The sequence below is a fragment of the Pseudomonas lurida genome, from assembly GCF_013522705.1.
Classification (GTDB): Bacteria; Pseudomonadota; Gammaproteobacteria; order Pseudomonadales; family Pseudomonadaceae; genus Aquipseudomonas; species Aquipseudomonas quebecensis.
Genome location: NZ_JAAMRE010000031.1, coordinates 48,928 through 63,699, shown reverse-complemented (window position 1 = coordinate 63,699; position 14,772 = coordinate 48,928). Strand labels below are relative to the sequence as shown.

15 protein-coding genes, 4 tRNA genes and 1 riboswitch are annotated in these 14,772 nt (G+C 59.2%); of the genes, 11 read left to right on the top strand and 8 right to left on the bottom strand.

From position 1 onward, the window contains the following. Nucleotides 1–13: 13 nt before the first annotated feature. Nucleotides 14–523 (bottom strand): 6,7-dimethyl-8-ribityllumazine synthase, encoded by a 510-nt coding sequence (locus G7025_RS22080; RefSeq protein WP_057723717.1) that lies wholly within the window; start codon nucleotides 521–523, stop codon nucleotides 14–16. Between the two features lie 97 nt (nucleotides 524–620). Continuing rightward, nucleotides 621–790: riboswitch (FMN riboswitch) on the bottom strand. 190 nt (nucleotides 791–980) lie between these two features. On the opposite strand from G7025_RS22080, the gene ltaE reads away from it, so the two are divergent. From ltaE to mgtE, 8 genes are all read left to right on the top strand, one after another. Further along, nucleotides 981–1,985, top strand: a complete 1,005-nt coding sequence (gene ltaE / locus G7025_RS22075) for a low-specificity L-threonine aldolase (RefSeq protein ID WP_181081200.1) — start codon at nucleotides 981–983, stop codon at nucleotides 1,983–1,985. A 146-nt stretch (nucleotides 1,986–2,131) separates the two neighbouring features. Further along, a complete protein-coding gene (gene alaS, locus G7025_RS22070) occupies nucleotides 2,132–4,750 on the top strand; it encodes an alanine--tRNA ligase (RefSeq protein ID WP_181081199.1) in 2,619 nt (872 codons plus the stop codon). A gap of 95 nt (nucleotides 4,751–4,845) precedes the next feature. Beyond that, a complete protein-coding gene (locus G7025_RS22065; protein WP_010208327.1) occupies nucleotides 4,846–6,087 on the top strand; it encodes an aspartate kinase in 1,242 nt (413 codons plus the stop codon). Nucleotides 6,088–6,262: 175 nt separating this feature from the next. After that, nucleotides 6,263–6,451 (top strand): carbon storage regulator CsrA, encoded by a 189-nt coding sequence (gene csrA / locus G7025_RS22060; protein WP_003175645.1) that lies wholly within the window; start codon nucleotides 6,263–6,265, stop codon nucleotides 6,449–6,451. A 62-nt stretch (nucleotides 6,452–6,513) separates the two neighbouring features. Further along, nucleotides 6,514–6,604: transfer RNA gene (locus tag G7025_RS22055), tRNA-Ser, on the top strand. Between the two features lie 108 nt (nucleotides 6,605–6,712). Further along, nucleotides 6,713–6,789 (top strand) — tRNA-Arg (locus G7025_RS22050). A 72-nt stretch (nucleotides 6,790–6,861) separates the two neighbouring features. Next, a tRNA-Arg gene (locus G7025_RS22045) sits at nucleotides 6,862–6,938 on the top strand. A 329-nt stretch (nucleotides 6,939–7,267) separates the two neighbouring features. Then, nucleotides 7,268–8,710, top strand: coding sequence for a magnesium transporter (gene mgtE / locus G7025_RS22040; RefSeq protein WP_181081198.1), 1,443 nt, complete (start codon nucleotides 7,268–7,270; stop codon nucleotides 8,708–8,710). Between the two features lie 124 nt (nucleotides 8,711–8,834). Here the strand turns inward: mgtE and G7025_RS22035 are convergent, their stop codons facing one another. Further along, a complete protein-coding gene (locus G7025_RS22035) occupies nucleotides 8,835–9,161 on the bottom strand; it encodes an Arc family DNA-binding protein (RefSeq protein WP_024076996.1) in 327 nt (108 codons plus the stop codon). Between the two features lie 49 nt (nucleotides 9,162–9,210). Between G7025_RS22035 and G7025_RS22030 the strand changes: the two genes are divergently transcribed. Then, on the top strand, nucleotides 9,211–9,510 hold the full coding sequence (locus G7025_RS22030) for a hypothetical protein (RefSeq protein WP_181081216.1): 300 nt from the start codon (nucleotides 9,211–9,213) through the stop codon (nucleotides 9,508–9,510). Nucleotides 9,511–9,588: 78 nt separating this feature from the next. Here G7025_RS22030 and G7025_RS22025 read toward each other — a convergent pair whose 3' ends face one another. Next, nucleotides 9,589–9,768, bottom strand: coding sequence for a PA3371 family protein (locus tag G7025_RS22025; RefSeq protein WP_181081197.1), 180 nt, complete (start codon nucleotides 9,766–9,768; stop codon nucleotides 9,589–9,591). 11 nt (nucleotides 9,769–9,779) lie between these two features. Then, the gene (locus G7025_RS22020) at nucleotides 9,780–10,007 is read right to left on the bottom strand and encodes a hypothetical protein (RefSeq protein ID WP_181081196.1); all 228 of its coding nucleotides are present in this window, start codon (nucleotides 10,005–10,007) and stop codon (nucleotides 9,780–9,782) included. Nucleotides 10,008–10,333: 326 nt separating this feature from the next. Between G7025_RS22020 and G7025_RS22015 the strand changes: the two genes are divergently transcribed. Next, nucleotides 10,334–10,410, top strand: a tRNA-Arg gene (locus G7025_RS22015). A gap of 287 nt (nucleotides 10,411–10,697) precedes the next feature. Then, the gene (locus tag G7025_RS22010) at nucleotides 10,698–12,080 is read left to right on the top strand and encodes an MFS transporter (RefSeq protein ID WP_181081195.1); all 1,383 of its coding nucleotides are present in this window, start codon (nucleotides 10,698–10,700) and stop codon (nucleotides 12,078–12,080) included. Between the two features lie 60 nt (nucleotides 12,081–12,140). Here G7025_RS22010 and G7025_RS22005 read toward each other — a convergent pair whose 3' ends face one another. The 4 genes from G7025_RS22005 to flgA form a co-directional block, all read right to left on the bottom strand. After that, nucleotides 12,141–12,890, bottom strand: coding sequence for a flagellar brake protein (locus G7025_RS22005; protein WP_181081194.1), 750 nt, complete (start codon nucleotides 12,888–12,890; stop codon nucleotides 12,141–12,143). A gap of 95 nt (nucleotides 12,891–12,985) precedes the next feature. Then, nucleotides 12,986–13,456, bottom strand: coding sequence for a flagella synthesis protein FlgN (locus G7025_RS22000; protein WP_181081193.1), 471 nt, complete (start codon nucleotides 13,454–13,456; stop codon nucleotides 12,986–12,988). A 48-nt stretch (nucleotides 13,457–13,504) separates the two neighbouring features. Then, a complete protein-coding gene (gene flgM / locus G7025_RS21995; protein WP_181081192.1) occupies nucleotides 13,505–13,825 on the bottom strand; it encodes a flagellar biosynthesis anti-sigma factor FlgM in 321 nt (106 codons plus the stop codon). 142 nt (nucleotides 13,826–13,967) lie between these two features. Continuing rightward, on the bottom strand, nucleotides 13,968–14,723 hold the full coding sequence (gene flgA / locus G7025_RS21990; protein ID WP_181081215.1) for a flagellar basal body P-ring formation chaperone FlgA: 756 nt from the start codon (nucleotides 14,721–14,723) through the stop codon (nucleotides 13,968–13,970). Nucleotides 14,724–14,772 lie beyond the last annotated feature (49 nt).

Sequence of the window (14,772 nt, the reverse complement as noted above, 5' to 3'; positions counted from 1 at the left end):
TTTGCAGTATTGCTTAGACTGCTACCGCCCGTGGCTCGCTGCGGCGGATCGCCCGCACTTTGTGCAGGGTGTCGGCGCACGTACGCGCGGCTTCCTGACCCTTGTGCACGAAGTGCTCATAGAAGAATGTGGTGTGTTCGCTGCCACCGTGGAAGTGATGCGGCGTCAGGGATACCGAGAACACCGGCACTTCGGTTTCCAGTTGCACCTGCATCAGGCCGCTGACCACCGATTGGGCGACGAACTCATGGCGGTAGATACCGCCATCCACCACCAGCGCAGCAGCGACGATGCCGGCGTAACGGCCGGTCTTGGCCAGCAGTTTGGCGTGCAGGGGCATTTCAAAGGCGCCGCCGACTTCGAAGAAATCGATGTCCGATTCCTGGTAGCCCTGGGCGATCATTTCGGCGAGAAAGCCTTTACGGCTCTGGTCGACGATATCCTTGTGCCAGCAGGCCTGGATAAACGCGACGCGCTCGCCGTGATGGTTTTTGCTTTTGCTGTCGATAGCGGTGGGTTGCATGTTCTGACTCCTGTTTAAGAAAAAAACAGGGCGTTATGAATCGAATGGGATTTAAGGGTACGCATGCGCAAACAGGCGTGCGGCCCTTAGGTGCCAATCCCGTTCTCTCTTCATCCGGACTATGACCGTCGGCCCCGGGATCCCACCGGGTCTGCTGACCTTGGCGCCGGCCTGCGTGAGCAGTCCAAGGCGTCAAGCGCTCGCGGGCTATGCACATTGCGTGCAATTACCGCCGGTGGGGAATTGCACCCCGCCCTGAGAACGTTGCCGCCAGAACCCTGGCGGCGCAGAGTTTTTAACACGGTTTTTCAGAAACTGCACGGACGCCGTATCGATAAGCTATATCGGTTTGTTTGGTAGCTATTCGATTGACTGCACATAGGGCTTGATATCTCGCGGGTTTGCCCGCAGTAATCGTCAATACGACAAAACGCCCCACCTGCCCGAGGCCAGTTTGATGACCGTGATAGACCTTCGCAGCGATACCGTGACCCAACCCACCGCCGGCATGCGCGATGCCATGGCCAGCGCCGTCTGCGGCGATGACGTCTACGGCGAAGACCCCAGCGTCAACCGCCTGGAAGCCGAGCTGGCCCAACGCCTGGGGTTCGCCGCCGCGTTGTTCGTGCCCACCGGTACCATGAGCAATCTGCTGGCGCTGATGGCCCACTGCGAGCGCGGCGAGGAATACATCGTCGGCCAGCAGGCCCACACCTACAAATACGAAGGCGGTGGTGCGGCGGTGCTGGGTTCGATCCAGCCACAGCCGCTGGAAGTGCAGGCGGACGGTTCGCTGGATCTGGACCACGTGCTGGCCGCCATCAAGCCCGACGACTTCCACTTCGCCCGCAGCCGCTTGCTGGCCCTGGAAAACACCATGCAGGGCAAGGTGCTGCCGATGGAGTACCTGGCCAGGGCACGGGCATTTACTCGCGAACACGACCTGGCCCTGCATCTGGATGGCGCGCGGCTCTACAACGCGGCGGTCAAGCTGGGCGTGGACGCGCGTGAGATCGCCGCGCATTTCGATTCGGTGTCGGTGTGCCTGTCCAAGGGCCTCGGTGCACCCGTAGGCTCGGTGTTATGCGGCTCTACCGCGCTGATCGCCAAAGCGCGCCGGCTGCGCAAGATGGTCGGTGGCGGTATGCGCCAGGCCGGTTCTCTGGCGGCGGCGGGCCTGTATGCACTGGACCATCAGGTCCAGCGCCTGGCCGAAGACCATGCCAATGCCCAGTGGTTGGGGGATGAGCTGCGCAAGGCCGGCTACACGGTGGAGCCGGTTCAGACCAACATGGTCTATGTGCAGGTGGGCGACCAGGCCCAGGCCTTGAAGGCGTTTGCCGCCGAGCGCGGGATCAAGTTGAGCGCCGCCCCGCGCCTGCGCATGGTCACTCATCTGGATGTAAGCCGGGCGCAGATGGCGCAGGTGCTGGAGACATTCGTCGAATATTCGCAAAAATGATCGTGCAGACCGTCTAATTGAACGTCGCTATCGCATAAACACGCTGTACCACCGGCAAAGGGCCGATATAATGCGGCCCTTTGCCGTCGCTCCGTCTGATGATGTTGCGCACTGGCCTTTGGCCGCAGCCTCCGTGGAAGAACCTAATGAAAAGCGCAGAAATCCGTGAAGCCTTCCTTCGCTTCTTCGAAGAGCAAGGTCACACCCGTGTCTCCTCCAGCTCCTTGATCCCAGGCAATGACCCCACCCTGCTGTTCACTAACGCGGGGATGAACCAGTTCAAGGACTGCTTCCTGGGCCAGGAAAAGCGCGCCTACACCCGTGCAGTCAGCAGCCAGAAGTGCGTGCGCGCCGGTGGTAAGCACAACGACCTGGAAAACGTCGGCTACACCGCCCGCCACCACACCTTTTTCGAAATGCTCGGCAACTTCAGCTTTGGCGATTATTTCAAGCAGGACGCGATCAACTTCGCCTGGACCTTCCTCACCGGCGTACTGAAACTGCCGAAGGAAAAACTGTGGGTCACCGTTTACGAAAGCGATGACGAGGCGTACGACATCTGGACCAAACAGGTCGGCGTGCCGGCCGAGCGCATGGTGCGCATCGGCGACAACAAAGGCGCGCCGTACGCGTCCGACAACTTCTGGACCATGGGCGATACCGGCCCGTGTGGCCCATGCACCGAGATCTTCTACGACCACGGCGCCGACATCTGGGGTGGCCCGCCGGGTTCGCCGGAAGAAGACGGCGACCGTTACATCGAGATCTGGAACAACGTCTTCATGCAGTTCAACCGCACCGCCGATGGCGTGCTGCATCCGTTGCCGGCGCCGTCGGTGGACACCGGCATGGGCCTGGAGCGGATCAGTGCGGTGATGCAGCACGTCCATTCCAACTACGAAATCGACCTGTTCCAGAGCCTGTTGGCGGCGGCCGCCAAGGCTATCGGTTGCAGCAATGACAACCAGGCGTCGCTCAAGGTAGTGGCCGACCACATTCGTTCATGCGGCTTCCTGATCGCCGACGGCGTGCTGCCGTCCAACGAAGGCCGTGGCTACGTGCTGCGCCGCATCATTCGTCGCGCCTGCCGCCACGGCAACAAGCTGGGCGCCAATGGCAGCTTCTTCTACCAGATCGTCGCGGCGCTGGTCGCCGAGATGGGCGACGCATTCCCGGAACTCAAGCAGAACCAGGCGCACATCGAGCGCGTGCTCAAGGCCGAAGAAGAGCAGTTCGCCAAGACCCTGGAGCAGGGCCTGAAGATTCTCGAGCAAGACCTTGCCAACCTGTCGGGCAACGTGGTGCCGGGTGACGTGGTGTTCAAACTCTATGACACCTACGGTTTCCCGATGGACCTGACCGGCGACATCGCCCGCGAGCGCAACCTGACCCTCGACGAAGAAGGTTTCGAGCGCGAGATGGAAGCCCAGCGCGTGCGCGCACGTTCGGCCAGCGCTTTCGGCATGGACTACAACAGCCTGGTCAAGGTTGACGTGGCCACCGAGTTCACCGGCTACAAGGCCACCAGCGGAGCGGCCAAAGTGGTTGCCCTGTATAAGGACGGCCAGTCGGTCGACGTTTTGAACGAGGGCGACGAGGGCGTCGTGGTGCTGGACCAGACCCCGTTCTACGCCGAATCCGGCGGTCAGATCGGCGACTGCGGTTTCGTCAAATCCACCTCCGGCCGTTTCGACGTGCGCGATACCACCAAGACCGGTGGCGCCTTCCTGCACCACGGTGTGCTGGCTTCGGGCAGCCTGACCGTGGGCTCGCCGGTCGACACCCAGGTAGACGCCGATGTGCGTCACGCCACGGCGCTGAACCACTCGGCCACCCACTTGCTGCACGCCGCACTGCGTCAGGTGCTGGGCGAGCACGTCCAGCAGAAAGGTTCGTTGGTCGACAGCCAGCGCCTGCGTTTCGACTTCAGCCACTTCGAAGCGATCAAGCCTGAGCAGATCAAGGCGCTGGAAGACATCGTCAACGCCCAGATCCGCAAGAACACCCCGGTCGAGACCGAAGAGACCGATATCGAGACGGCCAAGGCCAAGGGCGCCATGGCGCTGTTCGGCGAGAAGTACGGCGACAGTGTGCGCGTGCTGAGCATGGGCGGCGACTTCTCGGTGGAACTGTGTGGTGGTATCCACGCCAACCGCACCGGCGACATCGCTTTGCTCAAGATCATCAGCGAAGGTGGCGTGGCGTCCGGTGTGCGTCGTATCGAAGCGGTGACCGGTGCTGCGGCCCTGGCCTACCTGAATGCGGCGGAAGAACAACTCAAGGAAGCGGCCAGCCTGGTCAAGGGCAGCCGCGACAATCTGGTCGACAAGCTGAGCGCCGTACTGGAGCGCAACCGTGCGCTGGAGAAACAGCTGGAGCAGTTGCAAGCCAAGGCCGCCAGCGCTGCGGGCGACGATCTGTCAGCTTCGGCCGTCGACGTCAAGGGCGTGAAAGTTCTGGCTGCGCGCCTGGACGGTCAGGACGGCAAGGCGTTGTTGGCGCTGGTCGACCAGTTGAAGAACAAGCTCGGCCGCGCAGTGATCCTGCTCGGCGGTGTCCATGAGGATAAGGTCGTTCTGGTTGCCGGTGTAACCAAAGACCTGACTGGCCAACTCAAAGCCGGTGATTTGATGAAGCAGGCCGCCGCGGCAGTGGGCGGGAAGGGCGGTGGTCGTCCGGACATGGCGCAAGGCGGTGGTGTAGACGCCGGTGCCCTGGATGCGGCCCTGGCCCTGACCGTGCCGTTCGTCGAGGCTGGCATTTAAGGCGCTGTTAATCGGCCCGTGGTCTAGTCGCGGGCCTGACCAGTGCGGGTGGATTGGAAATTTAGGCGCCCCTTTACGGGCTGAGGCGGCTGGAAATGGCTTTGATCGTACAGAAATTTGGAGGCACCTCGGTCGGTTCTGTCGAAAGAATCGAGCAGGTGGCCGACAAGGTTAAGAAATTCCGCGACGCGGGCGACGACCTGGTGGTGGTGCTGTCGGCCATGAGCGGCGAGACCAATCGCCTGATCGATCTGGCCAAGGCAATCAGTGGCGACCAGCAACCGCTGCCGCGCGAGCTGGATGTGATCGTGTCCACCGGTGAGCAGGTGACGATCGCTTTACTGGCCATGGCCCTGAACAAACGCGGCGTGCCGGCGGTGTCCTACACGGGCAGCCAGGTGCGTATTCTGACCGACAGCGCGCATACCAAGGCGCGTATCCTGCAGATCGACGATCAGAAAATCCGTACTGATCTCAAGGCCGGGCGCGTGGTAGTTGTAGCAGGCTTCCAGGGTGTGGACGAGCAGGGCAACATCACGACCCTGGGGCGTGGCGGTTCGGATACCACCGGCGTAGCGCTGGCGGCGGCCCTCAAGGCTGACGAGTGCCAGATCTACACCGATGTGGATGGCGTCTATACCACTGACCCACGCGTGGTGTCGGTGGCCCAGCGCCTGGACAAGATTACCTTCGAAGAGATGCTGGAAATGGCCAGCCTCGGTTCGAAGGTGTTGCAGATCCGCGCGGTGGAATTCGCCGGCAAGTACAACGTTCCGCTGCGCGTATTGCACAGCTTCAAAGAGGGTCCGGGCACCCTCATTACTATTGATGAAGAGGAATCCATGGAACAGCCGATCATTTCCGGCATCGCTTTCAATCGCGATGAAGCCAAGCTGACGATCCGTGGCGTGCCAGACACTCCGGGTGTGGCGTTCAAGATCCTGGGCCCTATCAGCGGCGCGAACATTGAAGTCGACATGATCGTGCAGAACGTTTCGCACGATAACACCACCGATTTCACCTTCACCGTGCACCGCAATGAATACGATGCGGCGGAGCGGATTCTGCAGAACACGGCCAAGGAAATCGGTGCCCGTGAAGTGGTGGGCGACACCAAGATTGCCAAGGTGTCGATCGTTGGTGTGGGCATGCGTTCCCATGCCGGCGTTGCCAGCCGCATGTTCGAGGCTCTGGCCAAGGAAAGCATCAACATCCAGATGATCTCCACCTCGGAAATCAAAGTCTCGGTAGTGATCGAAGAAAAGTACCTTGAGCTGGCCGTGCGCGCGTTGCACACCGCTTTTGAGCTTGACGCTCCGGCCCGACAGGGCGAGTGATGCACTGCCTGAAAGGCGCGGTTTACCGCGCCTTTCATTTTTTTGTAGGGCGCATGGTCTTTTGCCTGCGCTGGACAATACTTAGGTGGGTAGGGCTATGGCCTTCTGGTTGTAGGTCGATTGCCTTTTTTTTGCAGACTGTTGTTCCTGAACTGAAATGCGTGAGGAGAAAGGCATGCTGATTCTGACTCGTCGTTGCGCAGAAAGCCTGATTATCGGTGATGGCGAAATCACCGTGACCGTGCTCGGCGTCAAAGGCAATCAAGTGCGTATCGGGGTTAACGCTCCGAAAGAGGTAGCGGTTCACCGCGAGGAAATTTACCTGCGGATCAAGAAAGAGAAGGACGAAGAACCAAGCCTTTAATTTTTATCGTTTTTTATGTTTGCAAACGGGGATCAACGTGGTTAATATACGCCCCGTGTTGCGGAGAGCTGGCCGAGTGGCCGAAGGCGCTCCCCTGCTAAGGGAGTACACCTCAAAAGGGTGTCGGGGGTTCGAATCCCCCGTTCTCCGCCATTATTTGCTTAGTACGTTGCAATCTGGATTTATCGGTAAGTTGTTGAAATTACTCGAAAAAATCGCTTTACATAGAGATTGAACGGCCTATAATGCGCGGCAACAAATGCACTCGTAGCTCAGCTGGATAGAGTACTCGGCTACGAACCGAGCGGTCACAGGTTCGAATCCTGTCGAGTGCACCATTTAAGAGTTAGTTGCAGCAATGCAGGTAGCTTGGCTCCAACCAGTTGTGATCTGGTCTAAAAACACAATTTGCACTCGTAGCTCAGCTGGATAGAGTACTCGGCTACGAACCGAGCGGTCACAGGTTCGAATCCTGTCGAGTGCACCATACAAACAAAAAGCCCGCCTAGTGCGGGCTTTTTGCCGTCTGGGTTTTATCTTTTTTCGCTCCAGCCATGTGTTTTCCTTTTCTGCTGCGTCGTCGCAGTTCATAGATGCGGCTACTACTCAACTTTGGCTCGCAAGCGCTTGTTCTTTCCAGTTTTTTAACATTAAAAGCGCCCGCAAAGGTGTATCATTGCGCCCGTCAGCCCCGCCGGGGCTTGTGGAATACCTCCATGGACTTACCCAGTAGTTACTCAGTACCGCGTTTTACCAATCATGAATTGACTGATTGATCCTTCCGGCGTGCCCTGCTGCTGGGAGTGGAGCTCGCCTATGACCGAAGTTGAAGTAAAGAAAACTCAAGAAAGCCTGCAGGATCGCCTTGCTCAAGTCATCGAGCTGCTGCAGCGCCAACGTGTGGTCGAAGACCTCACGCATCGCCAGGAAGGTCCGCACCACGACCGCGTCGAAAACCTGGTACACCGGCAAAACCTCGTCGAGCTGCAGCGCAAGCTCGACGACTTGCACTCCGCCGACGTCGCTTACATTCTCGAAGCCCTTCCGCTCGATGATCGCCTGACCCTCTGGCAGTTGGTCAAGGCTGATCGCGACGGCGACATCCTGCTCGAAGTATCCGATTCGGTGCGCGAAACCCTGATCGCCGACATGGACGATCATGAGCTCCTCGCCGCTGCCAAGGAGATGGATGCCGACGAACTCGCCGACCTGGCCCCTGAGCTGCCTCGGGACGTTGTCCATGAGCTGATGGAAGCGCTCGACGGTCAGCAGCGTGAGCGTGTGCGGTCGGCGTTGTCCTATGACGACGACCAGGTCGGCGCGCTGATGGACTTCGAGATGGTCACCATTCGCGAAGACGTCAGCCTGGAAGTGGTGCTGCGTTACCTGCGCCGGCTGAAAGAATTGCCTGGCCATACCGACAAGCTGTTCGTGGTCGACTACGAAGGCATTCTCAAGGGCGTCCTGCCGATCAAGCGCTTGCTGGTCAATGACCCGGAGAAAAAAGTAGCCGACTTGATGGCCAGCGACACGGTGAGCTTCCATCCTGACGAGGACGCCTATGAGGCGGCCCAGGCGTTTGAGCGGTATGACTTGATCTCCGCGCCGGTGGTCGACAAGAACGGCAAGCTCATTGGTCGTTTGACCATCGACGAAATCGTCGACCTGATCCGTGAAGAGAGTGAAACCGAAGTCCTCAACATGGCGGGTCTGCGTGAAGAGGAAGATATTTTTGCTTCGGTCTGGCGCTCGCTGCATAACCGCTGGGCCTGGCTGGCAATCAATCTGATTACCGCGTTTATCGCTTCACGCGTAATCGGACTGTTTGAAGGCTCCATCGAGAAACTGGTGGCGCTGGCGGCATTGATGCCGATTGTGGCGGGTATCGGCGGTAACTCCGGTAATCAGACCATTACCATGATCGTGCGTGCGATGGCGTTGGATCAAGTGAGCACGGCCAACTCCTCGCGGTTGTTGCGCAAAGAGCTGGCGGTTGGTCTGATCAATGGGCTGGTATGGGGTGGAGTGATCGGCGTAGTGGCTTACTTGCTCTACGGCAGCTGGTCGCTCGGGGTAGTGATGACGGCTGCCATGACCCTGAACCTGTTGCTCGCCGCCCTTATGGGGGTGCTGATCCCGATGACATTGGCGCGCTTGGGGCGCGACCCGGCCATGGGCGCCAGTGTCATGATTACGGCCATGACCGACAGTGGCGGTTTCTTTATCTTCCTGGGTCTGGCGACGATCTTCCTGCTCTGAGCCATGCCCATGCGCGGCGTTCCCGTCGCGGCACTGCGGGAGCGAGCTCGCTCCTGCATTTCAACACTCAAATCCCAGGCAAAAAAAAGCCAGCACTAGGCTGGCTTCGGCTTTCAGTAGCGTATCAGTCGGCTTCTGCGGCCGCCTCGACGTCGTGCGCAATAAGCGAGACGAGCGCATTTTGCTGGCGGTGGGAGAGCTGACGGAAACGCTGCAGCAGTTCGCGTTCGTGCAGCGACAGCTCCGGGCTGTCCAGGCGCATGCTCAACTCTTCGCCCAGCGCACCTTCCTGAATAAGGCTCTGTTCCAGGCGCGCGATGATTTCGGAGTTCATGCTGCGGTGATGATTGCGAGCCACCTCGGCAATGCGTTCCCGCATTCCGTCTGGCAGACGTACGACGAATTTGTCAGCCGTACGGCTGGAATAAATTGCCTGTTTCAATGGGCGCATATATTTAACCGGTTAGTTCAGGGGAGCGGTTTTTGGAATTGGCCGCAAGATGAGTGTTAAGACAAGACTCACGACCAAAGTTCAACCCGAATTGCAAAGAGGCCGCATCATGCCTCAGATTTGCCAGTTCCTTGGCGTCAATTCTGTGACAAATATTGAACTGCCTGGAGGCTTTATGCCAGCACTGATTTACATTTTTGCGGACTGGTTGGAAAACTTCCCGTCGGGGAGATTTCAGGAAGCATTCCTGCAAAACCAAGCCGCAGCTGGGGTTGAGACCGCACATCCTAACGCAGAGTGGCCTTTTGCCCCTGTGTTTAAGACTAGTGGCAATCTGCCGATTGACTAGGTCGAGGCGACGTAAGGTAGGGCGAAGAAGAGGGGGTTGGCAGGTGTCGGGCGAACATCCATGATTCAGGCGCGAGGGTCAGCGCAACACCGGGTCGAACTTGATACGGCGCCCTACGATCAGGGTCAGCAACCACAGGCAGGCGCAGACGCCGCTGGCAATGAATGCCGTGGTCTGCTCGTCTTGGGCATGCGTTCCCAAGCCATATATGCAGGTTGCAGTGGTCAGGCAAAGGAAAAACCAGGCGGATTTACTCATCGATCGTGTCCTTAGAAAACCCAGTGTTCGGATGCGGGGGCGCCCTGGGTATCTTGTGCAAGGCGTACCGGGGATTGCGCGCCAGGCGTCATTACCGCCAGTTGCGGGCGTTGTTGCAGATGGTGCGGAATCGCCTGGCTGATCTGGGCCGGATCCGGCGCCTGTGACGACTGGAAGTGAAACATCACCAGCGCAGCCAAGGCGATTGTGTTGAGGGCTAACAGAAGGGCACTGTTCATGGTGATGTACTCCGCTTACCGCCGTGGCTGAATAGGGTGTTTGCGAGAGGGATAGTGCAGGTCTCGTGCCAAACTATTTTATTAATGAAATCAACGGTTTGGTTGAGTATTGAAGGCTTTGGAGGTTGCAATTTGCAACATGGTCACTGATGGGGAGTGCATTTTGCACGATGACGGCTATCTCCCGTGTTTACTGGACGAAACCGCACATTCTGGCCTCGGGATCGCCCTACACTCAAAAAGCTGACGGACGACATGACAAAATGCACCTCGGCCGTTAACATGCACGCCGTCCATCGCCTTACCCGGCTTGGTGGCTGTCATTAGTCCCAGTAGCTCAATTGGATAGAGCATCCCCCTCCTAAGGGGAAGGTTGGCCGTTCGAACCGGCCCTGGGACACCAGATTCAAAGCCCCGCACGGAGATATCCGGCGGGGCTTTTTTGTGTGCGCCGGATCTTTTCCAACCCCGGTCGAACCTTGGCGACGATCCAGGTTCACAGCAGGGGCTTGGCGTGTATTTAGTGCAACGTTGTAACTTGCACCTCACTGGGCAGCGTCTGAGCTGTAGCCAATCGTTTTAAACAAATTTTCCCCGGAAACCGCCCGTACCGCCTGTCCGGAACCGGCTACCCAGGACTATCATGCCGATAGCCCTGTCTCTCACTGCAAGGAGCCGCTCGGAACGCCGATGCGCCAGATCTGGAAATCTTTTCGAGCCCTTTATTTCGCCTCCTTGATGATGCTGATCGGCTCCGGCCTGCTCAGTACTTACCTGGCCCTGCGCCTGGCGGCCGATCATGTCGACAGCCTGTGGGTGGGTGCGCTGATGGCGGCCAACTACTTCGGCCTGGTGCTGGGCGGCAAAATCGGGCACCGCCTGATTGCCCGGGTCGGGCATATCCGCGCCTATGCTACCTGCGCCGGGATCGTCGGCGCCGCAGTGCTTGGCCATGGTCTGATCGACTGGCTGCCGGCCTGGATCGTGCTGCGGGTGATCGTGGGCCTGGGCATGATGTGCCAGTACATGGTTATCGAAAGCTGGCTCAACGAACAGGCGGATGCCAAGCAGCGTGGCGTGGTGTTCAGCGGTTATATGATCGCTTCGTACCTGGGCCTGGTGCTCGGACAGTTGATCCTGGTGATGCATCCCCAGCTCGGCCTTGAGCTGCTGATGCTGGTGGCGCTGTGCTTTGCGCTGTGCCTGGTGCCGGTGGCGATGACGCGGCGCATCCACCCCGCGCCCTTGCACCCGGCACCGATGGAGCCGCGCTTCTTTATCAAGCGCGTGCCGCAATCACTGAGCACGGTACTCGGCGCGGGGCTGATCGTCGGGTCGTTCTACGGCCTGGCGCCGCTCTACGCGGCCCAGCAAGGGTTGACGACCGAGCAGGTCGGTCTGTTCATGGGTAGCTGCATTTTCGCCGGCTTATTGGTGCAGTGGCCGCTGGGCTGGCTGTCGGACCGCTATGACCGCGCGCTGCTGATCCGCTGCTTTGCGCTGTGCCTGGCCGTTGCGGCCCTGCCGCTGGCGATCCTCACCCAAGTACCGCTGGAGGTGCTGTTCGTCGCAGGATTCCTGTGCTCGCTGGTGCAGTTCTGCCTTTACCCGTTGGCGGTGGCGTTTTCCAATGATCATGTCGAGGGCGATCGTAGGGTTTCCCTGACGGCCATGCTGCTGGTGACTTATGGCGTCGGCGCCAGTATCGGGCCGCTGCTCGCAGGCGTGGTGATGAAGCTGTTCGGCAGCCAGATGCTGTACGCGTTTTTCAGCCTGTGTGCGCTGATTCTGGTATGGCGCATTCGTCCTAAAGCGGTGACCAACCTGCACCAGGTGGACGATGCACCGTTGCACCACGTGGCCATGCCCGACAGCATGTCCAGTTCGCCGCTGGTAGCGGCACTGGATCCGCGGGTGGATGAGCAGGTGGTGCAGGACCAGATGCAGACCACCCCGCCTGAGGCGCAAACCGACCCCGAGCAGCCGCCGGTCGACGAGCCGAGCCCTGAACCGCCCACCGAACCGTTGGACCCGGACGAGCATCCTCACGACTTGAGCAGGGCGCGCCCCTGAAACAAAAAACGGGCAGCCCCTTTAAGGAGCTGCCCGTTTTTTTGTCGCTGACCGGACCGTTTAGAAATCGTCGTCTTTATCGAATCGACGGGCTTCGCGCTGCAACTGGTAAACAAATCGCTCAACCTGGCGCTGCACCAGGCCACTCATGTTGTGGAAGCGTACGCCGGCGAAAGTGGTGTTGATCTTTTCTTCGAAGTGCAGGTAACGCAGTTCCACTGAGGTGGTCATGCTGCCGAAGGGCAGGGCGGCGACAAAGCGGTCGTACACCTGTCCCAATTGCAGGCGCGCGCAGATATCACCCTCAAAACGCAATTTGCAGCCGGTAGCGGAAATATCCAGCAGCTTGCCGCTGACCGGTGCCTTGAGCTTTTCGCCGCCCAGCTCGATGTTCACCAGTTGCGCCAGCTTCAGAGCGGCGCGAAAGGCATTGCGCCGCTGATGGTAGACCACCTCGTCGGGCATGCTGCCGGTATAAATGCGATGGCCGTTTTTTTCGCTGATGGTCAGGCTGCCGTTGCTTTCCCAGGCGACACGCACGCCGTCGTGAAAGCCTTCGATGCGGAACGGCTCGCCGTTTTCAAGGTGGCGTTCACCGTCGCGGGGGATCATTTCGTCCAGCGCCAGGGTCTTGTTGTCCCGGTCGACATCCACCAGATAACTCTGAAAACGCTGGCTGCGCTCGTGGAAGGTGATGATCAGCGGGTCATGGCTTTCCTGCAGCATTCGCAAGGTGCCGGCGATTTCCAGGGGCGTGGTGAGGACCTTGGGGGGCTGCGGAGCATCTTCCGCATTAAGGGCGTTGAACACGGTTCTTCCATCTCCAGGCAAAATACGACTACACGCAAGAACCGGCATTTTGCCAGCATGTAGCGCGCCTTGGATAGGGCGCGCGATAAACGATGTCAGGCTTGGCTGCGAGTGCTTGGCTTGACCAGGCGCGAGGTGGAGCCCTGGGCATTGTAAAGCGCCGGTGGCTCGCCGCCGTGGAGGATACGCAACTGGTTGGCCGTGGTGGCTTGCTGAAGCTGGATCGATTGGCCGTTAAGCTGGTTGGCTTCCTGGCACTTGGCAAGCAATTGATTGAGTTCTTTGCTCTGGGCCAGCAGCTGTTCGCCGACCGAGGAGTGGCTGGCCAGTTGCGCGAGCCCGTCGTGATTGGCCGGCAGGCCCAGGCTGATCAGGATCTGGCTGCGTTTTTTGCCGTGCTGCTCCAGCAGGACAATCAGCGACTGCTTGCGCGCGAGAATTTCTTCGAGCAGCGGCATGTCCCGACCGTAGAGGGCCAGGGACTCTTCTTTGAGCAGATCGAGCAATTGTTGCGTCGGCTCAAGATCATCGATGATCAGTTGAAGCAGATTTTCGTCGTGATGCATGGCTGGCCTTGGGATTTAAGCGTCCAGAAGCCCAGCGCAGGCCTTTGCCTAGCGCTCGGCTTCGAAGTTAAGCAGCTTGCTGGCGACACGGTTGCTGTCGACTTTGTAGCTGCCATCAGCGATTGCCTGTTTCAATTCGGCCACGCGGGCTTTATTGACGACCGGTTGATCGCGCAGCGAGTCAGTGACCTTCTGCAACTGTTGAGCCTCATTGCTCAGGTGTACCGATTCCCCGCTCTGGCTGGCGCTGGCCTGTTCTGCCTTGGCGGGCAGCGCAGCCTTGGCGTCTGCACTTTCCTTGGCACCTGAAGTGCGCGTGGCGCCGGACGTAGCCGGGGAATTATTTAAACGACTGAAATCAATGACCATGATAAAAAAACCTCTGGGTATTTGGACGCTTGCCATGTTTTCGGCCATACCCGGATTAACTTTAGGCGCGAATGACAATAAATCTCCACACGGGATTTGTCCGTGCACAGTGTAGGAAAACCCAGCGTCCTCTACCAGTGATCTATAAGGCCACCTCGACTTGCCCCGGCGCGGTCACGCGCGCCTTGATGACGCGATTGGAGTTGAGATTCTTGACGCGGATCTGTTCGCTCATGCCCCCGTTGGACAGCGCTTCTCCCGGCATTTTCACGTTCAAGGCGCCGCTGCTGGCGGAAATCACCACTTGATCGCCCTTGCGAATCACCTCGGCCTGCTCCAGATGGACCAGCGTGAGGAGCTGGTCGGTGACCACTGGTCGGGTCAACCTCTGGCCGATGGCCTGATCAACGGACGTCAGATAGCCCTGATTGATCTGGCTGATGTCGCGTTCACGCAGCACCACGTCTTCAAAACTGATGATGCCGGTGCGTTTGAGCGGTCTCGCTACCACGACCACATCGCGAAACAGTTTGACCTGCGCCGGCACAAACACCGTCCAGGGCGAGGCGCCGTCGCAGCGTACACGCACCGTCACGCGGCCGATGGGCTGGGCCGGGCTTTCCAGGGTCGCTGTCAATTCCTTGTCGCATAGTGGCATGCGCAGGCGTGGGTCCAGCTGGTTGACTTGGATTTCATAACGCCCCGGCGTCTGTGTGCTTGCCAGATAATCTTCTACAGTGAACTCAAGAAAGCCCTGAGTGACGCCGATAAGGAGATCAGGCAAGGTGACGTTCTCTGCGCGGGCCGTGGCGCCCAGGCAGAAAGCAAGCAATGCCAACGTGACGCAGAGCAATCTGCGGTGGCGGGGGTGTCGGGAAACTGTCGTTTTCATATCCATAGCCAACAAATAGCAAAGCTCGTGCCGTTTAGTGTTGGGTGCGCGTCGT